Annotated in this window: 27 protein-coding genes and 3 tRNA genes; 18 read left to right on the forward strand and 12 right to left on the reverse strand. The window is 53.4% G+C overall.

Going from position 1 to position 26,208, the window contains the following annotated elements; genetic code table 11:
* The first annotated feature begins 140 nt into the window (after nt 1–140).
* Both fliE and yedD read left to right on the forward strand, forming a co-directional pair.
* Nucleotides 141–455, forward strand: a complete 315-nt coding sequence (gene fliE / locus SK58_RS10690; protein WP_003859612.1) for a flagellar hook-basal body complex protein FliE — start codon at nt 141–143, stop codon at nt 453–455.
* 75 nt (nt 456–530) lie between these two features.
* A complete protein-coding gene (gene yedD, locus SK58_RS10695) occupies nt 531–944 on the forward strand; it encodes a lipoprotein YedD (protein WP_003859613.1) in 414 nt (137 codons plus the stop codon).
* Nucleotides 945–1,046: 102 nt separating this feature from the next.
* Here the strand turns inward: yedD and amyA are convergent, their stop codons facing one another.
* The 4 genes from amyA to fliD form a co-directional block, all read right to left on the reverse strand.
* Nucleotides 1,047–2,534, reverse strand: a complete 1,488-nt coding sequence (gene amyA / locus SK58_RS10700; RefSeq protein WP_003859614.1) for an alpha-amylase — start codon at nt 2,532–2,534, stop codon at nt 1,047–1,049.
* Nucleotides 2,535–2,632: 98 nt separating this feature from the next.
* The gene (fliT, locus tag SK58_RS10705; RefSeq protein WP_006811148.1) at nt 2,633–3,004 is read right to left on the reverse strand and encodes a flagella biosynthesis regulatory protein FliT; all 372 of its coding nucleotides are present in this window, start codon (nt 3,002–3,004) and stop codon (nt 2,633–2,635) included.
* Nucleotides 3,004–3,414, reverse strand: a complete 411-nt coding sequence (gene fliS / locus SK58_RS10710; protein WP_045333310.1) for a flagellar export chaperone FliS — start codon at nt 3,412–3,414, stop codon at nt 3,004–3,006. Before fliS ends, fliT begins: the two co-directional genes overlap by 1 nt.
* Nucleotides 3,415–3,444: 30 nt before the next feature.
* Nucleotides 3,445–4,857 carry a flagellar filament capping protein FliD gene (gene fliD, locus SK58_RS10715; protein ID WP_048219857.1) on the reverse strand — a complete coding sequence of 471 codons (1,413 nt, stop codon included), beginning with the start codon at nt 4,855–4,857 and terminating at the stop codon, nt 3,445–3,447.
* 268 nt (nt 4,858–5,125) lie between these two features.
* On the opposite strand from fliD, the gene SK58_RS10725 reads away from it, so the two are divergent.
* From SK58_RS10725 to sdiA, 8 genes are all read left to right on the forward strand, one after another.
* Entirely contained in the window at nt 5,126–6,574 is a 1,449-nt protein-coding gene (locus SK58_RS10725; protein WP_045333307.1) for a flagellin N-terminal helical domain-containing protein, read from the forward strand.
* Nucleotides 6,575–6,737: 163 nt separating this feature from the next.
* Nucleotides 6,738–7,457 (forward strand): RNA polymerase sigma factor FliA, encoded by a 720-nt coding sequence (locus SK58_RS10730; protein ID WP_003859623.1) that lies wholly within the window; start codon nt 6,738–6,740, stop codon nt 7,455–7,457.
* Between the two features lie 54 nt (nt 7,458–7,511).
* A complete protein-coding gene (gene fliZ, locus SK58_RS10735; RefSeq protein ID WP_015570235.1) occupies nt 7,512–8,063 on the forward strand; it encodes a flagella biosynthesis regulatory protein FliZ in 552 nt (183 codons plus the stop codon).
* An 86-nt stretch (nt 8,064–8,149) separates the two neighbouring features.
* Nucleotides 8,150–8,950, forward strand: a complete 801-nt coding sequence (gene tcyJ, locus SK58_RS10740) for a cystine ABC transporter substrate-binding protein (protein WP_003859627.1) — start codon at nt 8,150–8,152, stop codon at nt 8,948–8,950.
* 103 nt (nt 8,951–9,053) lie between these two features.
* Nucleotides 9,054–10,040 (forward strand): D-cysteine desulfhydrase, encoded by a 987-nt coding sequence (gene dcyD / locus SK58_RS10745; RefSeq protein ID WP_032104236.1) that lies wholly within the window; start codon nt 9,054–9,056, stop codon nt 10,038–10,040.
* Between the two features lie 21 nt (nt 10,041–10,061).
* Nucleotides 10,062–10,730, forward strand: a complete 669-nt coding sequence (gene tcyL, locus SK58_RS10750; RefSeq protein ID WP_003859632.1) for a cystine ABC transporter permease — start codon at nt 10,062–10,064, stop codon at nt 10,728–10,730.
* A complete protein-coding gene (tcyN, locus tag SK58_RS10755; protein WP_003859634.1) occupies nt 10,727–11,479 on the forward strand; it encodes an L-cystine ABC transporter ATP-binding protein TcyN in 753 nt (250 codons plus the stop codon). Before tcyL ends, tcyN begins: the two co-directional genes overlap by 4 nt.
* Nucleotides 11,480–11,702: 223 nt before the next feature.
* A complete protein-coding gene (gene sdiA, locus SK58_RS10760; RefSeq protein WP_017384479.1) occupies nt 11,703–12,425 on the forward strand; it encodes a transcriptional regulator SdiA in 723 nt (240 codons plus the stop codon).
* 64 nt (nt 12,426–12,489) lie between these two features.
* Here sdiA and SK58_RS10765 read toward each other — a convergent pair whose 3' ends face one another.
* Nucleotides 12,490–12,714 carry a DUF2594 family protein gene (locus tag SK58_RS10765; protein ID WP_003859644.1) on the reverse strand — a complete coding sequence of 75 codons (225 nt, stop codon included), beginning with the start codon at nt 12,712–12,714 and terminating at the stop codon, nt 12,490–12,492.
* A gap of 464 nt (nt 12,715–13,178) precedes the next feature.
* Between SK58_RS10765 and uvrY the strand changes: the two genes are divergently transcribed.
* The 7 genes from uvrY to SK58_RS10800 all read left to right on the forward strand — a co-directional run bounded on the left by uvrY (nt 13,179) and on the right by SK58_RS10800 (nt 17,908).
* The gene (gene uvrY, locus SK58_RS10770; protein WP_017384478.1) at nt 13,179–13,835 is read left to right on the forward strand and encodes a UvrY/SirA/GacA family response regulator transcription factor; all 657 of its coding nucleotides are present in this window, start codon (nt 13,179–13,181) and stop codon (nt 13,833–13,835) included.
* On the forward strand, nt 13,832–15,664 hold the full coding sequence (gene uvrC, locus SK58_RS10775) for an excinuclease ABC subunit UvrC (protein WP_048219859.1): 1,833 nt from the start codon (nt 13,832–13,834) through the stop codon (nt 15,662–15,664). Before uvrY ends, uvrC begins: the two co-directional genes overlap by 4 nt.
* 56 nt (nt 15,665–15,720) lie before the next feature.
* On the forward strand, nt 15,721–16,269 hold the full coding sequence (pgsA, locus tag SK58_RS10780) for a CDP-diacylglycerol--glycerol-3-phosphate 3-phosphatidyltransferase (protein ID WP_003859652.1): 549 nt from the start codon (nt 15,721–15,723) through the stop codon (nt 16,267–16,269).
* A gap of 163 nt (nt 16,270–16,432) precedes the next feature.
* Nucleotides 16,433–16,508 (forward strand) — tRNA-Gly (locus SK58_RS10785).
* 51 nt (nt 16,509–16,559) lie between these two features.
* Nucleotides 16,560–16,633: transfer RNA gene (locus SK58_RS10790), tRNA-Cys, on the forward strand.
* An 11-nt stretch (nt 16,634–16,644) separates the two neighbouring features.
* Nucleotides 16,645–16,731 (forward strand) — tRNA-Leu (locus SK58_RS10795).
* A 250-nt stretch (nt 16,732–16,981) separates the two neighbouring features.
* Complete coding sequence (locus SK58_RS10800) at nt 16,982–17,908, forward strand: LysR substrate-binding domain-containing protein (protein ID WP_048219861.1); 927 nt, start codon at nt 16,982–16,984, stop codon at nt 17,906–17,908.
* Nucleotides 17,909–17,913: 5 nt separating this feature from the next.
* On the opposite strand, the gene SK58_RS10805 is transcribed toward SK58_RS10800, so the two are convergent.
* From SK58_RS10805 to SK58_RS10830, 6 genes are all read right to left on the reverse strand, one after another.
* The gene (locus tag SK58_RS10805) at nt 17,914–18,384 is read right to left on the reverse strand and encodes a hypothetical protein (RefSeq protein ID WP_048219863.1); all 471 of its coding nucleotides are present in this window, start codon (nt 18,382–18,384) and stop codon (nt 17,914–17,916) included.
* Between the two features lie 165 nt (nt 18,385–18,549).
* Nucleotides 18,550–19,266, reverse strand: coding sequence for an ABC transporter ATP-binding protein (locus tag SK58_RS10810; RefSeq protein WP_032619512.1), 717 nt, complete (start codon nt 19,264–19,266; stop codon nt 18,550–18,552).
* Nucleotides 19,263–20,138, reverse strand: coding sequence for an ABC transporter ATP-binding protein (locus tag SK58_RS10815; protein ID WP_015570244.1), 876 nt, complete (start codon nt 20,136–20,138; stop codon nt 19,263–19,265). The genes SK58_RS10810 and SK58_RS10815 overlap by 4 nt, the downstream gene beginning before the upstream one ends.
* Nucleotides 20,135–21,409 (reverse strand): high-affinity branched-chain amino acid ABC transporter permease LivM, encoded by a 1,275-nt coding sequence (gene livM / locus SK58_RS10820; protein WP_015570245.1) that lies wholly within the window; start codon nt 21,407–21,409, stop codon nt 20,135–20,137. The genes SK58_RS10815 and livM overlap by 4 nt, the downstream gene beginning before the upstream one ends.
* Nucleotides 21,410–21,420: 11 nt before the next feature.
* Nucleotides 21,421–22,335 (reverse strand): ABC transporter permease subunit, encoded by a 915-nt coding sequence (locus SK58_RS10825; protein WP_003859667.1) that lies wholly within the window; start codon nt 22,333–22,335, stop codon nt 21,421–21,423.
* A 68-nt stretch (nt 22,336–22,403) separates the two neighbouring features.
* On the reverse strand, nt 22,404–23,525 hold the full coding sequence (locus tag SK58_RS10830; RefSeq protein ID WP_047716603.1) for a branched-chain amino acid ABC transporter substrate-binding protein: 1,122 nt from the start codon (nt 23,523–23,525) through the stop codon (nt 22,404–22,406).
* 411 nt (nt 23,526–23,936) lie between these two features.
* Between SK58_RS10830 and SK58_RS10835 the strand changes: the two genes are divergently transcribed.
* Entirely contained in the window at nt 23,937–24,605 is a 669-nt protein-coding gene (locus tag SK58_RS10835) for a YecA/YgfB family protein (RefSeq protein WP_047365525.1), read from the forward strand.
* Between the two features lie 316 nt (nt 24,606–24,921).
* On the opposite strand, the gene tyrP is transcribed toward SK58_RS10835, so the two are convergent.
* Nucleotides 24,922–26,133, reverse strand: a complete 1,212-nt coding sequence (gene tyrP / locus SK58_RS10840) for a tyrosine transporter TyrP (protein WP_048220429.1) — start codon at nt 26,131–26,133, stop codon at nt 24,922–24,924.
* Between the last annotated feature and the right edge of the window lie 75 nt (nt 26,134–26,208).

Below are 26,208 nucleotides of genomic sequence, written 5' to 3' on the forward strand. Positions count from 1 at the left end.
TACTGATGGCCCTGCCATTATTTGATGATTCGGGATTTTCTATGCGTCAAATAACCTGGTTTTTTAACGCTATTTACCGCCATTATCTTATTGACAAGCTGTTAGTCTTGACCTCGTAAAAAACCATCAAGGGGAGAGTCATGGCTATACAGGGCATTGAAGGGGTACTCAGTCAGTTACAGGCAACGGCGATGACCGCCCGTAACCAGAGCGTGGCTGACCAGCCGCCGGGCGTCAGTTTCGCCGGTCAACTGCATGCGGCGCTGGACCGGATCAGTGACAAGCAAAACGCGGCCCGTACCCAGGCTGAGAGATTTACCCTTGGCGAACCCGGCGTGGCGCTCAACGATGTGATGGCCGATCTGCAAAAAGCGTCGGTGTCTTTGCAGATGGGGTTGCAGGTGCGTAACAAGCTGGTGTCGGCATACCAGGAAGTGATGGGGATGCAGGTTTAATCAATACCTATATTACGCTGGCAGCCTGATGGCTTTAATGCCACAATATTTTTTTCTTCGCATGCAGGAAAGATGATGAAAAAAGTAGCAATTGTGGCTGCGATGCTGACGTTAGCGGGATGTGTTCAGGTCGATAACTATCAGGAAGTAATTAAGCACCCGGTACCTTCGCAACTGGCAGGTTACTGGCAGTCGAAAGGGCCGCAGAGCGCGATGGTGAGCCCGGAAGCGATCGCCACGCTGGTGGTGACGCCAGAGGGGGATACGCTGGATTGCCGTCAGTGGCAGCGCGTTATCGCGGTGCCGGGTAAGATCATGCTGCGTTCAGATGATTATTATAACGTGACGCGTAAGCTGGATGTCTATCCGCTGGAGCGTGATGGAGCGGCGCTGGAGTATGACGGTATGGAACTGTACAAGGTTGACCGTCCAACGGTGGAATGCGCAGATTACCTGAGCAAGAATCCGCTGGAGAGTAAGCTTCCGTAGCGGTAAAAGCAAAACGGCAATCATATTGCCGTTTTTAGGGTTTGCTCCCTCTCCCGGTGGGAGAGGGTCGGGGTGAGGGCATCAGACCGCACTTTCCCAGCACTACAGCGCGTCCTCAATCACCCAGACGCTGACGCTGCCCCCGTTACAGAAGAACGTCCCTTCGCCATCCGCCGCCGTGGTCACGGTTTCCTCGCGGTTGCCTAAAAAATCACGCCAGGTCTTATTGCCGTAATTCTCCCCGAGGCAGATCGTCTTCTCGCCGTCATCGCCATTCGACAGCACCACCACACAGCCCGGGTGTTCCTCAGTCCCGCTGCGGCTGAACGCAATACAGTTTGGATGATCGAAAAACAGCGTCTGCACGCCGTGGGCAAAACGCTGCCGGGCGAGGATAAGCTCGTGGAGTTGTTCAATCACCGGCATATCGATGTGATACGTCTCGCCATCCCCGCCGGTGTCGTCATAGCTGGCGCCAAAAAGATCCGGGTAGAACACGCTCGGCACGCCGTTTTCACGCAGCAGGATGAGCGCGTAGGCCAGCGGTTTGAACCAGGCTTCAACCGGGGCTTCCAGCGCCTGCAAGGGTTGGGTGTCGTGGTTGGCAACCAGCGTCACGGCATGGAACGGATCGGCTTCCACCAGCGTACCGGTGAAAATCTGGCTCATATCGTAGTCGCGTCCCTGGCGTGACGCTTCGTGAAATTTCATTTGCAGCGGCGCATCAAACAGCATGGTTTTACCGTCCACCTGATTGATGTAGTGCTGCAATTTATCCACTTCGTGAGACCAGTATTCCGCCACGATAAACAGCGGCTGCGGGGCCACCTCCTGAACGTGCTCAATCCACTCTTTGTAGAACCAGGCCGGGATGTGTTTTACCGCGTCCAGGCGGAAGCCGTCGCAGTGGGTTTGCTCCATCACCCAGCGCGCCCAGTATTTGATCTCCTCCGTCACCGCGTGGTTGCGAAAATCAATATTTTCACCCATCAGGTAATCGAAATTGCCCATCTCGTCGTCGACCTGATCGTTCCAGCCTTCGCCGGTGTAGTCGTTCACGATTTTGAAGATACCGTCCTCATTGGGGTTTTCAATGTGGTCGATACCGCTGAAGCATTTGTAATCCCAGATGAACTGCGAATACTGCCCGGCCCGAACGGGGAAGGTGTAGCGCGTCCAGGCTTCACATTCGATGATCTCATCGCTGATTTGGGTGCGATCCTGAGCATCCACGCGCTGCACGCGGACGGGTTCCTTTTCATCGGCCCCCATTTTATGGTTGACCACCACGTCCAGAAGCACCGCAATCTGGTTGCTTTTTAAGGCGTTGATGGCCTCCAGCAGCTGGGCTTTATCGCCGTATTTGGTGGCGACGCTGCCTTTCTGGTCAAATTCACCGAGGTCGAAAAGGTCATAAGAGTCATACCCGACGGAATAGCCGCCGGATGCCCCTTTGTAGGCCGGCGGTAACCAGACCATATTGATGCCGATTTCGTTCAGGTTGGGGGCTAATGCCGTGACTTCTCGCCACAATTCGCCCCCGGTGGGGTAGTACCAGTGAAAACATTGTAAAAGTGTTGGGTTGCGCATGCACCATCTCCATGAGGTCGCGAAACTCAAGTATGGAGCAGGTTTGGCAGAAATGCCTGGCGAACGAAACGGTTAACGTTTGCCCGCCAGTTAAATGGCTAATTGATATCGCTATTACTTTGCGGAACCAGGACATGACCGCCCTGGTTACCGTAGGTGGAGAGAACGGTTTTCTGGATGGAGGATTGCCCGACCAGCTTCGCCAGCTCATCCATTCTGGCTTGCAGCAACGTTTTTACCTGGCCTTCGTTGTCCAGGATCACCCGCAGCGTCGGGCGAAGCTGCTCCTGAATCTGCATCGAAGGTTCACTTTCCTGAGTGAGACGAGCCAGTGAGTGCACCGCATTAACATAGTCGGTTTCACAGATGATCAGATCATCCCATAGTCCCTGCCGGGCCAGTCGCAACATCAACTGGCTCTGCTCAAGGAGTTGCTGATAAAGGGCATAAAGTTGCGGTGCGTTACTCATTAGACGGCGTCCTGGACAAGAGTTGGTATACCTGCTGCCTCCTTCCAGCCATCCGCAATATTGCGCAGTAAATTTTCCACCTCTTCGATGGCACTGGCATCATTGCGAAGGTTGGCCTGAAGCAGGCGACGAACCATATAGGCATAGAGAGCGATCAGGTTTTGTGTTAACTCGTCTTTACTCTCTTCATCCAATCCGACCTTCAGGCCATTTTCGATGATATTAATCGCTTTGGAGAGTGCCAACCCTTTTGCCGGGATATTACCGTCTGCTAGGAACAGACGCGCGCGTACCAGCGCGCTGAGGGCACCATCAAATAGCATGATAACCAGTTGCTGCTGGCTGGCGCTCATCACCGCGCTTTCAACTTCTATCTTTGCGTAGGCTTGCGTGCCTTTTGCGCCGTACATGTTATCCCCCTCGGGTCTGATTATCTGTTACTACTTGTTGGAAGACGTATTTTCGAACTGCTGTGTAAGGTAGCTGCTCGTAGAGTTCAGCGAGTTCATCATGACGTCCAATTGCGTAAACTGTTCTTTATAACGCGCTACCATGGTGTCGATACGCTCGCTGGCCGCGTTGTATTGCTTAGTTAAATTGTTCAGGGTTTTACTGACGCCATCTTTTGCAGCCTGAATGATGCCGGTGCTGGAGAGCCAACCAGTCAGATTCGTCCCAACAGTGGTAGTGATCCCCGATGTCTTACCGTCGCCTACCAGCAGATCCTTCATACCAGCGGAATTTGTCTTCATTGCTGCGCTAAGTTTGTCATCATCCACTTTTAGTTTGCCGGTGCTTGGGTCTGTCGTAATGCCAGCTTGTGCCAGGGTCTTAATATTGGAACTGGTGTGAGGGTTATTCAGCACGCTTTTCAACTGAGTCTGAATAGTGCGTAGTGTACTGTCGCCTAACAACGCGCCGTTGCTGGTATTCTGTGCGTCTGAACCCGCATCCACAGCAGTATATTTTGTGAGGCTGCTGAAAGTATCTTGCAGGGAGTTATACGCCGTAACCCAATCGTTTATCGCTTTGGTCGCTTTAGTGTTATCGGTAGTGATCGTTAAGGTCTGATTACCGGTAGTCACGTCGTTCAGGTTGAGGGTGATATCTTCCAGCGCATCACTAATGGTATTGCTGCTGTTTTCAATATCAACGTTATTAACTTTCAACAGCGCATTTTGAGCCGTAACGCTTTCCAGCATACCGTTAGCGGTGTCTGCGCTATTACCGTTGTAGCCCATGAAGGACTCAAGTGCCGTATCACCGCTGACACTAATGGTCATGGCATTGTCTTTACCGGTATCTTTCGACGTAATGGACAGACGATACTCACCATTTCCGACGTTAATAATGCTGGCACTTACGCCGGCATCCGCTTTGTTGATTGCATCTCGGATACCCGTTAGAGAACTGTTTTCTGCACTGATATTAATGGTGACAGGTTTCTTGTCACCACCTTGCTGAATGGTGATGGTGCTGTCTGCTGTCGCAATCGCCGTTTTATTATCGCTTTGCGTTTTTGCTGTTGTCAGGGTTTGCGCCTGCGCCAGCTGCGATACGTTAATGGTGTATTTACCCGCAATCGCGCTGCCGGTGGTTGTGGCACTGAAGGCTGTGCTGCTGCTGGCGGTGGTAGTCGCTGTAAACAGATCGGCTTTGCTAAGTGCAGTATTTGCCGTCTGGAAGGATTCCAGTGCACTTTTCAGCGTGCCGTAGGCACTAAGTTTTGCTGTATAGGAAGTTTGCTGCTTAGAGATCGGCGCCAGCTGTGCTTTTTGTGCAGCGGTCAGACTGTCCAGAATGTCACCTAACTGCAAACCTGAACCGACTCCCAACGTAGAAATACTTGCCATATTTATTCCTTAATGTAACGACACGTAGAACGAATAGTGGGGTTATCGGCCTCAACTCAAGAAAGTTTACGGTTATGTTCTTTTTTTTAATGGCGAGAATAACGCTAATAGAGAAGAGTATTTCTGTGGCTAAAAAAAATGACGCGATCCTGAAAAAAAATCTAAAGGTTGTTTTGGACCAGACGATAACACCATTGACGGCGATGAAGCCGAAGGGTGGAAACCCAAATCTAACCCACAGATTTGATGAACAACAGGAAACGTAATCATGGCACAAGTCATTAATACCAACAGCCTCTCGCTGATCACTCAGAACAACATCAACAAGAACCAGTCTTCAATGTCTACCGCCATTGAGCGTCTGTCATCCGGTCTGCGTATCAACAGCGCAAAAGATGACGCTGCGGGCCAGGCGATTGCTAACCGCTTCACCTCTAACATCAAAGGCCTGACTCAGGCTGCACGTAACGCTAATGATGGTATCTCTGTTGCGCAGACCACTGAAGGTGCTCTGTCTGAAATCAACAATAACTTGCAGCGTATCCGTGAGCTGTCTGTGCAGGCTTCCACAGGCACCAACTCCGATTCTGACCTGGCATCTATTCAGGACGAAATTACATCTCGTCTGGATGAAATTGACCGTGTATCTGAACAGACTCAGTTCAACGGCGTGAACGTGCTGGCTAAAGACGGTTCAATGAAAATTCAGGTTGGCGCTAACGATGGCCAAACTATCGAAATCGACCTGAAAAAAATCGACTCTTCTACCCTGGGTCTTAAGGGTCTTAACATTCAGACTGCAAATGTTTCAACTGGTAAAGAGCTGACTACCGTTCCTACCGATGTGACATTAAACACCACTGCGTTTAATACTGCTGTCGATGGTTTAGAAACGGGTAACACTACTGCTACTATCGTAAAAGGTGAAGACGGTAGTTATTTTGCAAAAGTAACAGGTGCAACTACTGATGCAACCAAAAATGGTTATTACTCAGTTAGCATCGACAACGCCTCTGGTGCAGTGACTCTGGGTTCCAAAGTCGCAGACCAAACTTCTGTTAAATCAGATGATGTTGCGCTGACCAAAGTTACTGTAGACAAAGCTATCGACATGACCGATGCCTCTGTCGCTGCCATCCCAGGTGCAAAACTGTATCAAGTGACCAATGCTGCGGGCGATAAAGCTTATGCATTAAAAGGCACTGACAACAAACTCTATGCAGCTGATGTCACCAACGGCGTTGTAACAGCAAAAACTATCAACTATACCGATGCAGACGGTGCCGCTGTAACAGGCGCTAATGTAACATTGGGCGGGACTAACGGCCTGACCGAAGTGGTAACCGTAGGTTCAGGCGAAAATGCCAAAACTTACAAATCCTCTGACCTTGGCGGTGCTAATCTCCAGACTCAAACTCTGTCTGCAATCAAAACGTCTACCAGCAATCCTCTGGCAGCGCTTGATGATGCGATTTCAAGCGTAGACAAATTCCGTTCTTCACTGGGTGCTATCCAGAACCGTCTGGATTCTGCTGTAACCAACCTGAACAACACCACCACCAACCTGTCTGAAGCGCAGTCCCGTATTCAGGACGCCGACTATGCGACCGAAGTGTCCAACATGTCTAAAGCGCAAATCGTTCAGCAGGCCGGTAACTCCGTGTTGGCCAAAGCTAACCAGGTTCCTCAGCAGGTTCTGTCTCTGCTGCAAGGCTAATCGCCTGATTAAGCTCAAACCCCGCTTCGGCGGGGTTTTTTCTGTCCGCATTTACGCGTAACCCCCCAAATAACCCCTCATTTCACCCACTATTCACCCGATTAAAACCCCTCCAGAATCGGATAATCATGCCGATAACTCAACTAACGCAGGGCTGTTTATCGTGAATTCACTCTATACCGCTGAAGGTGTAATGGATAAACACTCGCTGTGGCAGCGTTATGTTCCGCTGGTGCGTCACGAAGCATTGCGCCTCCAGGTGCGTTTGCCGGCGAGCGTGGAACTGGACGATCTGCTACAGGCGGGCGGTATCGGGTTATTGAATGCAGTTGACCGGTACGACGCTCTGCAAGGAACGGCATTTACGACTTACGCAGTGCAGCGTATTCGTGGTGCGATGCTGGACGAGCTGCGCAGCCGCGACTGGGTGCCGCGCAGCGTTCGCCGCAACGCGCGCGAAGTGGCGCATGCGATGGGGCAGCTGGAACAGGAGCTGGGGCGCAACGCGACGGAAACCGAAGTAGCGGAGCGTCTGGGCATTCCTGTTGAAGAGTATCGCCAGATGTTGCTCGATACCAATAACAGCCAACTCTTCTCTTATGATGAGTGGCGCGAAGAGCATGGCGATAGCATCGAGCTGGTGACCGATGAACACCAGCAAGAAAACCCGTTACACCATTTACTGGAAGGGAATTTACGCCAGCGCGTGATGGAAGCGATTGAAGCTTTACCGGAACGTGAGCAACTGGTGTTAACCCTCTATTACCAGGAAGAGCTCAATCTCAAAGAGATTGGCGCCGTGCTGGAGGTGGGCGAGTCACGGGTGAGCCAGCTGCACAGCCAGGCCATTAAACGCCTGCGCACAAAACTGGGTAAGTTATAGGTGAGTTATTCGCCTTGGAAATGCCGCACAACGTATTGACAACCAGGAGTTATCATGACGGTGCAGCAATCTAAAAGACGGCCTTTAAGCCGCTACCTGAAAGACTTTAAACACAGCCAGACGCATTGCGCCCACTGTAAAAAATTACTCGACCGCATCACGCTGGTTCGTCGCGGTGAAATCGTGAATAAGATTGCGATTTCCCGCCTCGACACGCTGATGGATGAAGCCGCCTGGCTTGAAGAGCAAAAAGAGTGGGTAGCGCTTTGCCGTTTCTGTGGCGATCTCCATTGCAAAGAGCAAAGCGACTTCTTCGATATTATCGGCTTCAAGCAATTCCTGTTTGAACAAACGGAGATGAGTCACGGCACCGTGCGTGAATACGTGGTTCGCCTGCGCCGCCTGGGTCAGCATTTGACCATGCAAAATATCTCCCGCGATCTGCTGACGACCGGATACCTGGATGAAAATCTGGAACCCTGGTTGCCCGCCACCAGTACCAATAATTACCGCATCGCGCTGCGAAAGTACGCGCAATATAAAGTCCAGATGCCGGGCGTCATAAAGCAGAAAGTCCGCGCCGGAACAACTTCTGATATATATTAAAAAAGAATAAGATGTAGCGCAGCCGCCTTTGACGTTGCAGGCGATTTCTCTACACTACTCAAAAATTCCACTGTATCGGGGTACTTATGAAATTAGCACTTCTGGGTCGTCAGGCGCTGATGGGGATGATGGCCGTTGCGCTGGTCGCGGGGATGAGTGTGAAAACGTTCGCGGCAGAGAATCTGCTCAACAAAGTTAAAGAGCGCGGCACGCTGCTGGTTGGGCTGGAAGGAACCTATCCTCCGTTCAGCTTCCAGGGCGACGACGGTAAACTGACCGGTTTTGAAGTGGAGTTTGCGCAGGAGCTGGCAAAACACCTCGGCGTTAAAGCCTCCCTGAAACCCACCAAATGGGACGGGATGTTGGCGTCACTGGATTCCAAACGTATTGACGTGGTGATTAACCAGGTAACCATTTCTGACGAGCGTAAGAAGAAGTATGACTTCTCCACGCCGTACACCGTGTCCGGTATTCAGGCGCTGGTGAAGAAAGGTAACGAAGGCAGCATCAAGTCCGCAGCGGACCTGAAAGGTAAGAAAGTCGGCGTCGGTCTGGGCACCAACTACGAAGAGTGGCTGCGCCAGAACGTGCAGGGCGTGGACATCCGTACCTACGATGATGACCCGACGAAATACCAGGATCTACGCGTAGGCCGTATTGACGCCATTCTGGTTGACCGCCTGGCAGCGCTGGATCTGGTGAAGAAAACCAACAATACCCTGGCTGTCGCGGGTGATGCGTTCTCCCGTCAGGAGTCCGGCGTGGCGGTGCGTAAAGGTAACGAGGATCTGCTGAAAGCCATCGACGGCGCCATTGCTGAGATGCAGAAAGACGGCAGCCTGAAGGCGCTTTCTGAGAAGTGGTTCGGCGCAGACGTGACGAAATAAGTCTCTGACTGACAAAAAAAGGCGCTTTTAAAAGCGCCTTTTTTATTTCTCGCGCGTCTGCGTGCATAATGAAATAACAATTGTTTGCGTGACCGGAGGAACCATGTCACTACAGAATTTAACGCGCTTTCCCCGTCTGGAATTTATCGGCGCACCCACGCCGCTGGAGTATCTGCCGCGATTTTCTGACTACCTGGGGCGCGATATATTCATTAAGCGTGACGATGTGACGCCCATGGCGATGGGCGGAAATAAGCTGCGCAAGCTGGAATTTCTCGCCGCCGATGCCCTGCGCGAAGGCGCGGACACGCTGATCACCGCCGGGGCAATTCAGTCTAACCACGTTCGCCAGACGGCGGCAGTGGCGGCGAAGCTGGGACTCCACTGCGTAGCCCTGCTGGAGAATCCGATCGGCACGCAGGCAGAGAATTACCTGACTAACGGTAACCGTCTGCTGCTGGATCTGTTCAACGTGCAGGTTGAAATGGTCGACGCGTTGACCGACCCGGCTGCACAGCTCGACGAGCTGGCGACGCGTCTGGAAGCGCAGGGTTTTCGTCCGTACGTGATCCCGGTTGGCGGCTCGAATGCGCTGGGTGCCCTCGGCTATGTTGAGAGCGCGCTGGAATTCGCTCAGCAGTGCGAAGGCGCGGTAAGTTTATCCTCGGTGGTGGTGGCGTCCGGCAGTGCGGGAACCCATGCCGGTTTAGCGGTCGGGCTTGAGCAGCTGATGCCAGACGTCGAGCTGATTGGCGTGACCGTTTCCAGAAGCGTTGCGGACCAGAAGCCGAAAGTCGTCACCCTGCAACAGGCGGTGGCTGAACAGCTTGCGCTTCAGGCGAAGGCGGAAATAGTGCTGTGGGATGACTATTTCGCGCCGGGCTATGGCACCCCCAATGATGAAGGGATGGAGGCGGTTAAGCTGCTGGCCCGTCTCGAAGGTATTCTGCTCGACCCGGTCTATACCGGCAAGGCAATGGCGGGCCTGATCGACGGCATCGCCCGCAAGCGCTTTAAGGATGAAGGACCCATTTTGTTTGTTCATACTGGCGGAGCGCCTGCGCTGTTTGCCTATCATCCTCATGTCTAAAAATCAGGTAGAAAAATAATAATGCAAGAAAGTATTCAACTGGTTATTGATTCGCTGCCGTTCTTGCTTAAGGGCGCGGTGTTTACTTTACAGCTCAGTATCGGCGGGATGTTCTTCGGGCTGGTGCTCGGGTTTGTGCTGGCACTGATGCGCATGTCGAACATCTGGCCGGTGCGGTGGCTGGCGCGGTTTTACATCTCCGTGTTCCGCGGAACGCCGCTTATCGCCCAGCTGTTTATGATTTACTACGGTCTGCCACAGTTCGGTATTGAGCTGGATCCGATCCCGGCGGCGATGATAGGCCTGTCGCTGAATACCGCGGCGTACACCTCTGAAACGCTGCGTGCGGCGATCTCCTCCATCGATAAAGGACAGTGGGAAGCGGCGGCCAGTATCGGGATGACCCCGTGGCAGACGCTGCGCCGGGCGATCCTGCCCCAGGCGGCGCGCGTGGCGCTGCCGCCGCTGAGCAACAGCTTTATCAGCCTGGTGAAAGACACCTCGCTTGCGGCGACCATTCAGGTGCCGGAGCTGTTCCGTCAGGCGCAGCTGATCACCTCGCGCACGCTGGAAGTGTTTACCATGTATCTGGCGGCCTCTCTGATTTACTGGGTGATGGCGACGGTGCTGTCCGCTCTGCAAAACTATTTTGAAAACCAGCTTAACCGCCAGGAGCGTGATCCAAAATGAGTGCAATTGACGTTAAAAACCTGGTGAAAAAATTCCATGGACAAACGGTGCTGCATGGCATTGACCTTGAAGTTGAGCAGGGCGAAGTGGTGGCCATTATCGGCCCGAGCGGATCAGGCAAAACCACGCTGCTGCGCAGCATCAATTTACTGGAGCAGCCCGAAGGCGGGACGATCCGCGTGGGTGATATCACCATTGATACCGGGAAACCCATCAGCCAGCAAAAAGGGCTGATTCGCCGCCTGCGCCAGCATGTCGGCTTCGTGTTCCAGAGCTTTAATCTCTTTCCGCACCGCACGGTGCTGGAAAACATTATTGAAGGGCCGGTCATCGTCAAGGGGGAACCTAAGGAAGACGCGACGGTCCGCGCCCGCGAGCTGCTGGCGAAGGTTGGGCTGGCAGGGAAGGAGACGAGCTATCCGCGTCGCTTATCTGGCGGGCAGCAGCAGCGTGTCGCCATTGCGCGCGCGCTGGCGATGCGCCCGGATGTGATCCTGTTTGACGAACCCACATCCGCGCTCGATCCTGAGCTGGTCGGGGAAGTACTGAACACGATCCGACAGCTGGCGCAGGAGAAACGCACGATGGTGATTGTGACGCATGAAATGAGCTTCGCTCGCGACGTTGCCGATCGGGCTATTTTCATGGATCAGGGGAGAATAGTTGAGCAGGGGCCGGCTAAAGCGCTGTTTGCCAATCCGCAGCAGCCCCGAACCCGTCAGTTCCTTGAAAAATTCTTAATGCAGTAGCATTTTAGCGTTCAATTTGCTCCAGATGCCGCTTCTGGAGCAAATTATCCTCCCTTAAACTCCGTTCTGTTGCTTTTTTATTCCGCCTGATGTGGATAAGCCATCGCCAAATTAAAGATAATCTGCCTGTGGCCGATATTTTATATAAATAATCATGCTTTATGTGTTAGGTTATATTCACCATAATAATGATTATCTTTATCAGAGGCTTCATTCAGTAAGTATGAGGGATATAGACTTTTTCACCTGGCGACGGGAATGCTTCCTCCGGTTTCAGGAAATGACCTGTGCCGAAGAGGTATATCAGGAACTTCAGCGACAAACGCAGGCGCTTGAATTCGATTATTATGCGCTTTGTGTTCGACACCCTGTGCCATTTACCCGCCCGCGAACCTCCGTCCATTCCAGTTATCCGCAACAATGGATGGCGCAATATCAGTCCGAGAATTATTTCGCCATTGACCCGGTGCTGAAGCCCGAGAATTTCATTCAGGGACATTTGCCCTGGACGGATGAATTATTCACGGATGCCCAGCAATTATGGGACGGCGCGCGGGACCACGGATTACGCAAGGGAATAACGCAGTGTCTGATGATGCCAAATCATGCGCTCGGTTTCCTCTCCGTGTCATGTACCAGCTTACAGGCACACTCGATATCCAGTGAAGAAGTTGAGCTGCGTTTACAAATGCTCGTCCAGATGGCGCTCACCACACTGTTACGCTTTGAACATGAGACGGTGATGCCGCCTGAAATGAAATTCAGCAAGCGTGAGCGGGAAATTCTGAAGTGGACCGCAGAAGGGAAGACGTCGGCAGAAATCGCCATCATTCTCTCCATCTCGGAAAATACCGTCAATTTCCATCAAAAGAATATGCAGAAGAAATTCAACGCACCGAATAAGATCCAGATAGCGTGTTATGCCGCGGCGACGGGGCTTATCTGACTGATATCACGTTCTGCGTGTCAGACGAGAAAACGGCTGAATGCTTTGCATCCAGCCGTTTTTGTTACTGGCGGTAGGCTTGTTTAATTTGCTTAACCGTATTGGCAAAAACAGCGGATTCCGCCTGGTCTTCCATCTGCGCGATCTGTTTTTCCATTTTAATGATCACACGACCAGCATCAGCCTGGCCCATCGCTTGTAGCATAAGCGTCAGCAGCGACTTCAGGCAGTTTACTTCCTGTGCCAGTTCCTGGTTATTCTCGGCAGTGGCAAATTCAGGTGTGCTCATTTATTTTCCTCATTATAAAACAGCGCATGAGCGCGACGATGAAAGTTAAGGCGGCGGAGTATACCACAAGCTACGGCAAAAAATGCAGTGGTTGTTTTTTATACTTATCGCGCAGTGATTATTGGGCGGCGCGGATTATGAAGGTACTCTGTCCAATATGTTAGCGACAATTAAATGTTTATCCCCGGTTCGCCATTCGTTAATTGTTGTTACAAAAAATCGCGCGCTCTTTTTCGTTTGAGTTAACAACTGTTTTAGTAACTTTTCGAATGTCGATGCTTTAAAATAGAGGTAAAAGCCCAGCGGGCAAGGGTTTTCTTTCCACTTACTGTACAGCTTAATTTCCAAAAACGAGACCAGAATCGAATAGCCGATTTTTTAGCGTTTTAATCTTGCATGGAAAACCGTTAATATAAACCCAATTAGCAGTCAGTAGCGTTATCCCTATTCTGGAGACATTTCCTTTGATCAACGTCCTTCTTGTTGATGACCACGAACTGGTGCGCGCAGGGATACGACGCATTCTTGAAGATATAAAGGGTATTAAAGTTGCCGGCGAGGCGTGCTGTGGCGAAGATGCCGTTAAATGGTGTCGCGCTAACTCCGCAGACGTGGTGCTGATGGATATGAACATGCCCGGTATTGGCGGGCTTGAAGCCACGCGCAAAATCGCGCGCATGTTTGTTGATACCAAAGTTATCATGCTGACCGTCCATACCGAAAATCCGCTGCCTGCCAGGGTTATGCAGGCGGGTGCTGCCGGGTATCTCAGTAAAGGCGCCGCGCCGCAGGAAGTCGTCAATGCGATCCGCACCGTACACGCCGGGCAGCGCTACATCGCTTCTGATATTGCTCAACAGATGGCTCTGAGTCAGATTGAACCGGAAAAAACGGAATCTCCGTTTGCCAGTTTGTCTGAGCGCGAATTGCAGATTATGCTGATGATCACTAAAGGTCAGAAGGTGAATGAGATCTCAGAGCAGCTGAATCTCAGCCCGAAAACGGTCAACAGCTATCGCTATCGAATGTTCAGTAAACTGAACATTCACGGTGATGTCGAACTGACTCACCTGGCCATTCGCCATGGTTTGTGCAATGCGGAGTCGTTAATAAGTCAGTGAGTGAAGCGTTCGATTCAAAAGCATTTCTGAAAACCGTCACCAGCCAGCCAGGCGTCTACCGTATGTACGATGCTGGCGGTACGGTTATCTATGTCGGTAAGGCGAAAGATCTGAAGAAACGCCTTTCCAGCTATTTCCGCAGCAACCTTGCCTCTCGTAAAACCGAAGCGCTGGTCGCACTTATACACAACATTGATGTCACCGTAACGCATACGGAAACGGAAGCGCTGCTCCTTGAGCACAACTACATTAAGTTGTATCAGCCGCGCTACAACGTTCTGCTGCGCGATGACAAATCCTATCCGTTTATCTTCCTGAGCGGCGACACGCACCCGCGGCTGGCGATGCATCGTGGCGCTAAGCATGCGAAAGGTGAATATTTCGGCCCGTTCCCGAACGGTTATGCCGTGCGGGAAACGCTGGCGCTTTTGCAAAAAATCTTTCCTGTTCGCCAGTGCGAAAATAGCGTTTATCGCAACCGCTCCCGGCCATGCCTGCAATATCAGATTGGCCGCTGCCTGGGGCCGTGCGTTGAAGGGCTGGTGAGCGAAGAAGAGTACGCGCAGCAGGTGGAATATGTCCGCCTGTTTTTAGCCGGGAAAGACGATCAGGTGCTGACGCAACTGATTGCCCGTATGGAAAAAGCCAGCACGGCGCTGGAATTTGAGGAGGCCGCACGCATCCGCGACCAGATTCAGGCGGTGCGCAGGGTGACCGAGAAGCAGTTTGTTTCCAATACGGGCGACGACCTCGATGTTATCGGCGTAGCCTTTGACGCCGGTCTGGCCTGCGTTCATGTGCTTTTTATTCGTCAGGGCAAAGTGCTCGGCAGCCGCAGCTACTTCCCGAAAGTGCCGGGCGGCACTGAGCTGGGTGAAGTGGTGGAGACCTTCGTCGGCCAGTTTTATTTGCAGGGCAGCCAGATGCGTACGCTGCCCTCGGAGATCCTGCTCGACTTCACGCTCGATGATAAAACCCTGCTGGCGGAGTCGCTTTCAGAGCTGGCAGGCCGCCGGGTGAATGTTCAGACGAAACCGCGCGGCGATCGCGCGCGTTATCTGAAGCTGGCGCGAACCAATGCCGCCACGGCGCTGACCACCAAACTGTCCCAGCAGTCGACCGTCAGCCAGCGTTTAACCGCGCTTGCTACGCTGCTTAAGCTGCCGGAAGTGAAACGCATGGAATGCTTCGACATCAGCCATACGATGGGTGAGCAGACCGTGGCGTCGTGTGTGGTCTTTGATGCCAACGGTCCGCTGCGGGCAGAGTATCGTCGCTATAACATCACCGGCATTACGCCCGGTGACGATTATGCCGCCATGAACCAGGTGCTGCGCCGTCGCTATGGTAAAGCGATTGAAGAGAGCAAAATCCCGGACGTTATCCTTATCGACGGCGGGAAAGGGCAGTTGGGGCAGGCGAAGGCGGTATTTGAATCGCTCGACGTGGAGTGGGATAAGAACCATCCGCTGCTGCTAGGGGTAGCGAAAGGGGCAGATCGTAAGGCTGGCCTGGAAACGCTGTTCTTTGAGCCGGAAGGCGAGGGCTTTAGCCTGCCGCCGGATTCCCCTGCGCTGCATGTGATCCAGCATATCCGCGATGAGTCGCACGATCATGCCATCAGTGGGCACCGTAAAAAACGGGCGAAAGTGAAAAATACCAGTACCCTTGAGACGATTGAAGGCGTCGGGCCAAAACGTCGCCAGATGCTGTTGAAGTATATGGGCGGATTGCAAGGATTACTCAACGCCAGTATGGACGAAATTGCAAAAGTGCCGGGTATTTCGCAAGGGCTGGCAGAAAAGATCTACTACTCGTTGAAACATTGAGGGCTCTGTAGCAACATAGAGCTAAATTTTACTGACAACAGACAGTTACCGTCATCATGCGATTTAATATCCCTACGTTGCTCACTCTTTTTCGCGTTGTGCTCATTCCGTTCTTCGTCCTGGCATTTTACCTGCCGGTCGTCTGGGCGCCTTTTGCCTGTGCGCTTATTTTCCTGATCGCTGCCGTGACGGACTGGTTTGACGGTTATCTGGCGCGTCGCTGGAACCAGAGTACCCGCTTTGGCGCGTTCCTCGATCCGGTTGCGGATAAGGTGATGGTGGCAATCGCGATGGTGCTGGTGGCGGAACATTATCATACCTGGTGGGTAACGCTGCCTGCCGCGACCATGATTGGCCGTGAGATTATTATCTCTGCCCTGCGCGAGTGGATGGCGGAGCTGGGTAAACGCAGTAGCGTGGCGGTGTCCTGGATCGGTAAAGTTAAAACCACCGCACAGATGGCGGCGCTGGTATGGATGCTGTGGCGTCCGAATGCCTGGGTAGAGTGGGCCGGCATTGGTCTGCTGTGGGTTGCGGCGGTGCTGACGCTGTGGTCAATGCTGCAATATTTGAACGCTGCGCGCGGTGATTTGCTTGAACAGTGATCGTTTCGGCTTAATTTTCAGCAAACGATCCTGAGATGCAAAAAATAACGTTGACTCAAAACGTCATATCAGTAGAATGCAACGCATCGAACGGCGGCACAGTTAGCCGGACGACAATGAAATCAAGTGGTTAGGAAGTAGTTAAATAGTTACTTGATGACATGCGGGAATAGCTCAGTTGGTAGAGCACGACCTTGCCAAGGTCGGGGTCGCGAGTTCGAGTCTCGTTTCCCGCTCCAGATTAATGCATCGGCAGCTTGCGGGTGCAGGTCGAAAGACAACAGATTTAAGGCGCGTTAGCAAAGCGGTTATGTAGCGGATTGCAAATCCGTCTAGTCCGGTTCGACTCCGGAACGCGCCTCCACTTTCTTCCCTGGCCGGATGGTGGAATCGGTAGACACAAGGGATTTAAAATCCCTCGGCGTTCGCGCTGTGTGGGTTCAAGTCCCACTCCGGCTACCATGGGAAAAAGCAGAATAATCAAAGCAATAAGCAGTGTCGTGAAACCACCGAAAGGTGGTTTTTTTGTGCCTGCCATTCTGCTAATCAACAACCTTCATTTCTGACCCTCACGTAATAAAACAACGATCCTTTTCAACGGAATTAAACAGATACCCATTATGCTATCGTGTAGCGGGCGCGATTTGCAGTGTGAAGATTTGCAGGTTTGCGATCCTGATTCCCCATGCCATCACCTCATTTAAGGGACGCTATGTCTTTACCGCCATTGTATGCACTGCGTGCGTTTGAAGTTGCTGCGCGGTTGAACTCCTTCAGTAAAGCCGCTGAAACGCTCAATATTACGCCGGGCGCGGTCAGCAGACATGTTCGTACCCTTGAACTGTGGTTCGACTGCGAGCTTTTCAAAAGGCAAGGTCCTCGCGTGGAGGTCACTGAAGCCGGGCGAGTGCTTGCCGGGCAGCTGAACGAAAGCTTCACGAGCATTGAATGGGCCTGCCGGGCATTTCGCAGTGAAAACCACCTGCTGCGGTTAAAAGCGCCCAGCACCCTGACCATGAGATGGCTTCTCGACGTGCTGCGATCTTTTCGCAACAACCATGCAAAACCACAGGTTGAGATTGCCAGCGTCTGGATGGACATTGACACCGTTGATTTCAATCTTGAGCCCTACGATTGCGCCATTCTTCTCGGCAATGGGCGTTTTGGTGACACAACGGAAAGCCAACTGCTATTTCATGAATGGCTTATCCCGGTTTGTACTCCATCGCTTATCGAACCGGCCCGGCAGCGGCTTCCGCAATGCGATCTGATCCATCCTTCACCGGACAGACGTGACTGGCGGCGCTGGCTGCGAAGAACAGGATTGTTCCCGGGGCTCGATATGAGCAGCGGTATGGTGTTCGATACCCTTGAACAGGGAAGTATTGCCGCGATGAACGGGCACGGCATCGCTATCGCCGACCTGCATCTCACGCTTGATGCCCTGAAAAGTGGCCTGCTGGGCCTGCCTTTCAGGGAAGCTATCGCGACGGGGGATGGCTACTACCTCGTCTGGCCAAAAAATTCACTCAAAAGAGAGAGCATTCAGCATCTTCTGGCCTGGCTGCAAAACCATACCCCGGTCGTTCCGGCGCTGGATATCGATTATCTGGCATACGATGACAGTCGGATTTATTAATACCGTTATGAATAAGATATATTTGCCATCTTTTTATAACGTTCTGGCAGAGCGCTGTTCAGGTTGAGCACCTTATCCAGAATATAAAATGCTGGCGTGTTTTTCTGCTGTTCAGCGTCAATGATTGCCGCACGTAATAGCGTGGCGGCAGACGAAATCTTGTGAAAATAGTCCTCAGACTCCTGCGTCTGTAATTCACCAGAGGTGGCATAACGCACGTCCGGCCAGCCAGAGAAGTTGAGCAGCGGGAGAGGGTTGCCTGCTTCGGGCTGGCAGGATGAAAGCAACGCAGCTGCTTTTTGGGGATCGCGATAGGCAACTGAAAGCATATACGCGCGCTGCGAAAACGGTAACAGGGCGTCAGAATGATTTTTGGTGGAGATAAGCAGGGTCATAAAATTCGCTAAATCGCCATCTGATGGAGTTTCAGATGGCGATATAATTTTCATTAACTGAAATAAAGCATCAAGTGTCATGTTTGCCCCGGTTCCTCTCATTATGACTATTCAGTTTGCGCCTGAATGTTTTAATTGGCCCACCGTCAGGGTAGGTCGAGAGGATAATATTGGAAGGCGTGCGTTTTTGAAAAACGATTAATAATGACAATCACTGTGAGTTTTTCTCACTATAACTTTTTCGTTTCACACGCCCCCCAGATACGCCTTCCTCACCTCCGGATCCTTCAGCAACGCCTCGCCGCTGCCGCTTAACCGAATCTGGCCGTTAACCATCACATAGCCGCGGTCGGACAACTTCAGCGCGTGGTGCGCATTCTGCTCGACCAGAAAAATCGTCATTCCGTTACGGGCCAGTTCGCGCAGCGTCTGGAAAATCTGTTTAACCACGATTGGCGCGAGGCCGAGGCTGGGTTCATCCAGCAGCAGAAGTTTAGGACGGCTCATCAGCGCGCGGGCGATAGCCAGCATCTGCTGTTCACCGCCGGAGAGCGTCATCGCCCGCTGGTTACGTCGCTCCTTGAGGCGGGGGAAGAGGTCGAACATGCTTTGCATATCTTCCGCTGCATGCTGATTGCCGACGGGGATTGTCCCCATCAGCAGGTTCTCTTCTACAGACATATCCGGGAAAATGCGTCGTCCCTCAGGTGCCTGCGCGATGCCACCGGTGGCAACATAGTGGGTGGATTTGTGGCTGATATCCTCGCCGCAGAAGAGGATCTGCCCGTTGCGGATCCGGGGCTGACCAAAGACAGACATCAGTAATGTTGACTTCCCCGCGCCGTTAGCGCCAATCAGGGCCACAGTTTCCCGTTTGTTAACCTCAAGCGAAACCTGCTTCAACGCCTGGATCACCCCGTAGAAAACATCCACATCCTGAAACTGAAGCATCGGTTCGCTCACAGATTTACCTCGCTTTCGTCGGTGCCCAGATACGCGGCAATCACTTTTTCATTGTGCTGGATCTCAGCCGGTTTACCTCTGGCAATCACATCGCCATGATCGAGCACAATGATGTCATCTGAAATGCCCATCACCATCCCCATATCATGCTCGATCAGCAAAACCGTGATGTCATGGTGGTCGCGCAGGAACCGGATGATCTCACTCAGCTTGTGCGTTTCCACCGGGTTCAGGCCGGCAGCAGGTTCATCGAGACAAATCATCTCCGGGCCGGTACACATGGCGCGGGCGATTTCGAGGCGTCGTTGCTGGCCATAGGACATTTCCCCGGCCAGACGGTTCGCGCAATCCACCAGATCCACCACCTCCAGCCAGTAAAACGCCCGGTCCAGCGCATCGTTCTCTGAGCGACGATACGCAGGGGTGTTCAGCACCCCCGCCAGCAGATTGCGGTTGACGCGCATGTGCTGTGCCACCAGCAGGTTTTCCACAACGGACATCTCGCGGAACAGGCGGATGTTCTGAAACGTGCGCGCAAGACCCGCGCGGTTCACCAGATGCGTGCCGCCAAACATCTTATAGAACAGGCGTTGACCAAGCTGCGCCGGGTTGAGCCAGTCGCCCGGCTGGAATTTCTGGCCGAGCACCTGAATGACATTGGTGGTTTTATTTCGTGCATTGAACAGAATGTTGCCGCCGGAGGCCCGGTAGAAACCGGTCAGGCAGTTAAAGACGGTCGTTTTTCCCGCGCCGTTAGGCCCAATGAGTGCGGTAATGGAGCCGCGTTGCACCTCAAGATTGACGTCGTTTAAGGCCTTGATCCCGCCGAAGTGCATCATCAGATGTTCTACACGTAAAATCGTTGCGTTCATGGCGCCACTCCTTTACGCACGGCAAATCCGCTGCGGTTGATGCGGATCAGACCGCGAGGACGCCAGATCATCATCACCACCATCAGCATGCCAAACAGCAGCACGCGATATTCCGCAAAGCTGCGCAGCAGTTCCGGCGTGACGGTCAGCACAAAGGCGGCCAGTACGACGCCGACGGTGGAGCCCATCCCGCCCAGGACCACAATGGCGAGGATCAGGGCCGATTCAAAAAAGGTGAAAGAGGTCGGGTTAACAAATCCCTGGTAGGTGGCAAAAAACACTCCGGCGATACCTGCCGTCGATGCGCCCAGGGTGAAGGCCGAGAGTTTGACCAGAACGTGATTCAGCCCCATTGAACGGCAGGCAATCTCATCCTCACGGAGCGCTTCCCACGCCCGTCCAATGGGCATTCGGGTCAGCCGGTGTTTAATGTACAGCACCAGCATGACTACCAGGAACAGCACCGCATAGATGAAGATAAACTTCAAGTTGGGGTTATAGGTCAGGCCGAAGAACTCGTGGAAGGGGACGCCGCCTTCTTTGGCGCGTCGGCCAAACTCCAGGCCAAAAAAGGTCGGGGCAGGGGCTGAAACGCCGTTAGGCCCGCCGGTGAAGGTGAGCCAGTTGTTCAGCACCAGGCGGATGATCTCGCCAAACCCGAGCGTGACGATGGCGAGATAATCCCCGTGCATGCGCAGCACCGGAAAGCCGAGCAGGGCGCCCGCGCCCGCGGCCATTAGCGCCGCCAGCGGCAGCATGCTCCAGAACCCAAGCCCCAGATACTGATACCCGAGCGCTAGCCCGTAAGCGCCGATGGCATAGAAGGCGACATAACCCAGATCCAGCAGCCCTGCCAGGCCAACAACAATGTTCAGCCCAAGACCGAGCAGGACGTAGATCAGTCCGAGAATGGCAACCGTCAGAACGTATTTAGTGGCCACAAACGGGAAGCAGATCGCCAGCGTGACAATCAGCGGAATGATCCAGCGCATGCGGCTTTTATACGCCGGCGGCCGGACATACACCCCCGCATTGTCGGATTCAAACCGTGCCTGTAAACGTCTTCCGGCCGCCGTAGCTGAAAAGGCGCTCAGTAAAAAGCGTCCCACCATCACCGTGCCTACAATCCACGCCAGCCGCTGGCCGTCAAAGGTAAAGCTGTAACCATCCAGTATCACGCCCGCAATCGGGCCGAAAATAATCAGGGCGATCATTCCGGAAAAAATCGAGTCCAGAATGCAGCGCTTCAGGGAAAAACCGTCAGAGGTCATCGCGTTGTTCCTTACACTTTAGCCACGACAGGGCGGCCCAGCAGCCCCTGAGGACGGAAGATCAGAATTAAGACCAACAATCCAAACGAGAACACGTCTTTATAATCCGAGTTCACCATCCCGGAGAATTGCGCCTCTGCGACGCCCAGAATCAGCCCGCCAAGCATCGCACCGGGCAGAGAGCCGATGCCGCCCAGCACCGCCGCCGTAAAGGCCTTGATGCCGATAACAAACCCGACGTAAAAATCAAAGGTGCCGTAATTCATGGTGATTAGCACGCCCGCCAGCCCGGCCATGGCTGCGCCGATAACAAACACCAGCGAAATAATTCTGTCGGTGTTGATACCCAGGATGGAGGCCATCTTACGATCCTGCTGTACCGCACGGCACATGCGTCCTAAGCGGGTACGGTTGATAATCCAGGTCAGCACCAGCATGCCCGCGAACGAGGCGATGAGAATAAAGACTTTGGTATAGGTTATCTGGACAAACCCTTCGCCGAGGTGAAAACGCAGCACGCCATCAAGCATGGTGGGCACGCCCTGCTGGCGCGGGCCCTGGCTGAGCTGGACGTAGTTTTGCAGTATCAACGACATCCCGATGGCCGAAATCAGCGGTGCCAGACGCGTCGAGTTGCGTAGCGGCTTATAGGCGATGCGCTCAATCGTCCAGCCGTAAACCCCGGTGACCACGATGGTGAAAACCAGCGTCCCCAGGATCAGCAGCGGAAAGGAGTGGAGTCCAAAAAACGCCAGCAGGGCCAGGCCAATGGCCGAGAGATAGGCGGAGATCATATACACTTCGCCATGGGCGAAATTGATCATACCGATGATGCCGTACACCATGGTGTAGCCGATGGCGATAAGACCGTAGACCGAACCCAGCGTTAAGCCATTAATTAATTGTTGCAGGAAGAATGTACTCATGGTCGCGCACCTGAATAAAGGGTTACGCCGACAGTCAGACCTGCCGGCGCTGAGCAGATTCCGTCCCGTTATGGCACTTCTTTATATTTGCCTTTGTCATCCCACTGGTAGACCACGTAGTCAGAGACTTTGAGGTCACCTTTGCTGTCCCAGGCTTTTTTACCCATCACCGTGTCGACAGGGTTGGCCTTCAGCCACTCACTGGCTTTTGCGGAATCCGTACCTTTCGTGGCCTTGAATGCCGCCGCGATAGCCTGCACAGACGCGTAGGCGTAGAGGGTGTATCCCTCTGGTTCAAATTTACCAGCGCGGAATTTCTCGATGACGGCTTTTCCGTCCGGGATCTGGCGCGGATCTTTACCGAAGGTCATGTAAATACCGTTGGTGTACTGCGCCCCACCGGCGGCGGTGACCATCTCTTCATTGACGATACAGTCTCCCGAGAAGAACTTCGCCTGCACGCCCTGTTCACGCATCTGGCGAACCAGCGGGCCTGCTTCCGGGTGACAGCCCCCGAAGAACACCACGTCCGGTTTTTGTGCGCCAATTTTGGTCACCAGCGCGTTAAAGTCTTTCTCCCCGCGGGATAACCCTTCGTACATCACCTCCTTCACGCCGCGTTTCGCCAGCGCCGCCTTAGTGGCGTCCGCCAGCCCCTGACCGTAGGTGTCTTTATCGTGGATGATGACCACCCGTTTGGCTTTCAGCTTATCAAGAATGAAATCGCTGGCGACCTGGCCCTGCTGGTCGTCACGTCCGCACATGCGAAATATATCGCTCATGCCACGTTCGGTAATCAGCGGGTTCGTTGAGCCGGGGGTGATGGAGAGGATCCCGGCATCGCTGTAGACCTCGGAGGCGGGCATGGTCGACGAGGAGCAGAAGTGGCCGACGACCGCTTTCACTTTATCCTGATCGACTAAGCGGTTGGCAACGGCGACGGCCTGTTTGGGCTCGCAGGCGTCGTCGCCCTGAACCAGTTTGATTTTCTCACCGTTGATCCCACCGGCGGCGTTAATGTCTTCCGCCGCCTGCGTAGCGCCATGCCAGTATTGATCGCCGTAGGTTGCGTTCGGGCCTGTGAACGGCCCGGCCACGCCGATGACGATATCGGCCTGCGCGGAAAAGGCCGTCACCAGACAACCGGCCAGCACCAGGGAGAGGGGAGTTTTGATAAATTTCAGCGACATTATTATGTTCCTTAGCAAAGAGGTTTTTGCACCAGGTATAAACCCGAACGCCTGATGGCATCGTAAATCCAAAAACAAGAGCGAGAACAAAATGCACTTTAGAAGCAATCTCATGCTTAATACGGCGAGGATCCCACGCACCGCGAAGCGCGCAGAACATTAAGCAAAAAGGTTGCCAGAATGGTTAATCCCTTGACCGGGTCACAACACGTTGAGTATAGAGCGCCGTTTTATGCGCCTTTGCGGGATGAGATGAATTTACAGCGGAGATCACATCTCCTTAACAACAAAGCCCATAAGTTGTGCAACGGTCACGATTTGCACGTTTTTGCAGCAATAAAGACCTAAACTTCAGATAGGCACGCGCGGCGATATATGTCAGGATCGTTTTTTTTATCAGGAGTATCAGCAATGGCTGAAGGCCCATTAAATGAAAGCGAGATGGCGTGGCTGGAAGAGACATTAATCTCTTACGGTCACGACGATGCATCCGTGATTGACGTGTCCGAACTGGACGGCATGCTTACCGCAGTACTTTCCGGTCCCGTTGTGGTGGAGCCCGACACCTGGCTGGTGGCGGTCTGGGGTGGTGAGAAATATATTCCGCGCTGGAAAAACGATCGTGAGATGAACCGTTTTATCGATCTCTGCTTTAAGCACATGAACGATATTGCCGAGCGTTTGAGCGAATACCCGGATCAGTTTGAACCGCTGTTTGGCTATAACGACGTTGACGGTCAGAGCTATACCGTGGTGGAAGAGTGGTGCTATGGCTACATGCGCGGCGTGGCGCTGACGGACTGGTCATCCCTGTCGGAAGCGCTGGAAGCGGACCTGGCGGTGATTGCCCTGCACGGGACGGAAGAGAACAGCGAGAAGCTGGATGCGCTGACCGAAGAGGAGTACATGGCCAGCATCGAGAGCATTCAGCCTGCGGCGCTGCGTTTGTATAACTACTGGGTGGCTAACCCGCAGCAGCCGGAAGCGAAAAAGCCGATCGTGAACGGGTCGAAGGTGGGGCGTAACGATCCGTGCCCGTGCGGGAGTGGGAAGAAGTTTAAAAGCTGCTGCCTGCATTAAATCATTAATTACTGTGGCCTGAATGGGGCACGGGTGTTGAGTCCCCGCTAAAATCGGCGAACCGGAGACCAGATGACAAGGGCTGGACGCCATGGATGGCGGCCAGAGGCGAATCGAGACAGGATGTCGAGTTGAGCCGACCGCAGGCAGATGGTCGGGAGGTGAGCGCAGTGCGAAGCACCGATTTTCCGCGGGGCCGCGGGGATTGATAAGGGGGCCGCGGCGGCCCCCTTATCCCGTTCACATGCTGTGAAAAAATTATATTCTGTTGATCTTAAGGTGAACGGAACAGTACCTCAGGACCTGTATAAATAAGTTATCCCACTTCCGGCAGCATCCCCGCTGCAATCAAAATCTGCACCAGAATAATCACCACCCCACAACCAAACACCGCGCAAAGCATTGGCGTACCGCCCGCTACGCGATACCCCTGCTGCGGATGTTGCTGGCGGCTCTTCCACGCCAGCAGGGAAGGCAGCAGCAGGGCCAGTACCGATAACGCCACGCCAGCATACCCCAGCGCCATCACAAACCCGCGCGGGTAAAAGAGCGCGAAGGCCAGCGGCGGCAGGAAGGTCATCGCCCCCGTCTGTAAGCGTCCGGCAACGGTATTGCGACGCTGGAACAGATCCGCCATATAGTCAAACAGGCCAAGCGCTACGCCGAGGAAGGAGGTTGCCAGCGCCAGGTCTGCAAACAGATGTACCGCCAGCTCCACGTGTGAAGAGGCCACCACGTTACGCAGGGCAACCAGGAATCCATTCAGACCAGAATGCTCTGCCATCAGGCCGATAAAGGTATTGGAATCAATACTGCCCAGCGTCACCAGCTGCCAGAACAGGTAAGCAATCAACGGAATGGCGCTGCCGATAACAAAGACGCGGCGCAGCTTGCGAATATCACCGTTCATATAGCTCACGATGCTCGGCACGCTGCCGTGAAAACCGAAGGAGGTGAAAATAACCGGGATGGCCGAAAGCGCCAGACCTTTCTCCAGCGGGAGGGAGAGCAGGTTAATCTTGTGAACATGCGGTGCCAGCAGCACCAGCATCACAATCAGGAAGAGAATTTTGGCGCTGAACAAAAAACGGTTAAACAGATCGACCAGCGATGTGCCCGCACAAACCACGCCGCCACCGATCAGCGTAAAGACAATGGCGCCTGTTTCCGGTGAAAGTGACGCACCGAAGCCGTCATTGATACTTGACGCAATCAGCTCCCCGGCGCCGCTGATGTAAGCGGCAGTCAGGGCGTACATCAGGAACATCATGCTGAAACCGGTGATCCACTGCCCGTAGCGTCCAAGATAGCGTGCAGCCAGGGAGCCTAAGCCAGTATCGGCAGGGACATGCTGATAAACCTCCAGCAATAATAGCGCGGTGTAACACATCAGGGCCCACAGACCGCCCAGCAGCGCTACGGTAACCCCAAACCCGACGCCGGCGGCAGCCAACGGCATGGCCAACATTCCTGCGCCAATTGTCGTTCCGGCGACGATAAAAATACTTCCCAGAGTTCTGTTCTTCACGCTTTCCTCTACAACGCTTCCATACCGCGACTCATTCTGCGGCGCAGAGTAAGGGAAAAGCACCATCTCGTCAAA

Origin of the sequence: Enterobacter sp. BIDMC93, from assembly GCF_001037805.1 — a bacterium.
GTDB classification, from domain to species: Bacteria; Pseudomonadota; Gammaproteobacteria; order Enterobacterales; family Enterobacteriaceae; genus Enterobacter; species Enterobacter hormaechei_C.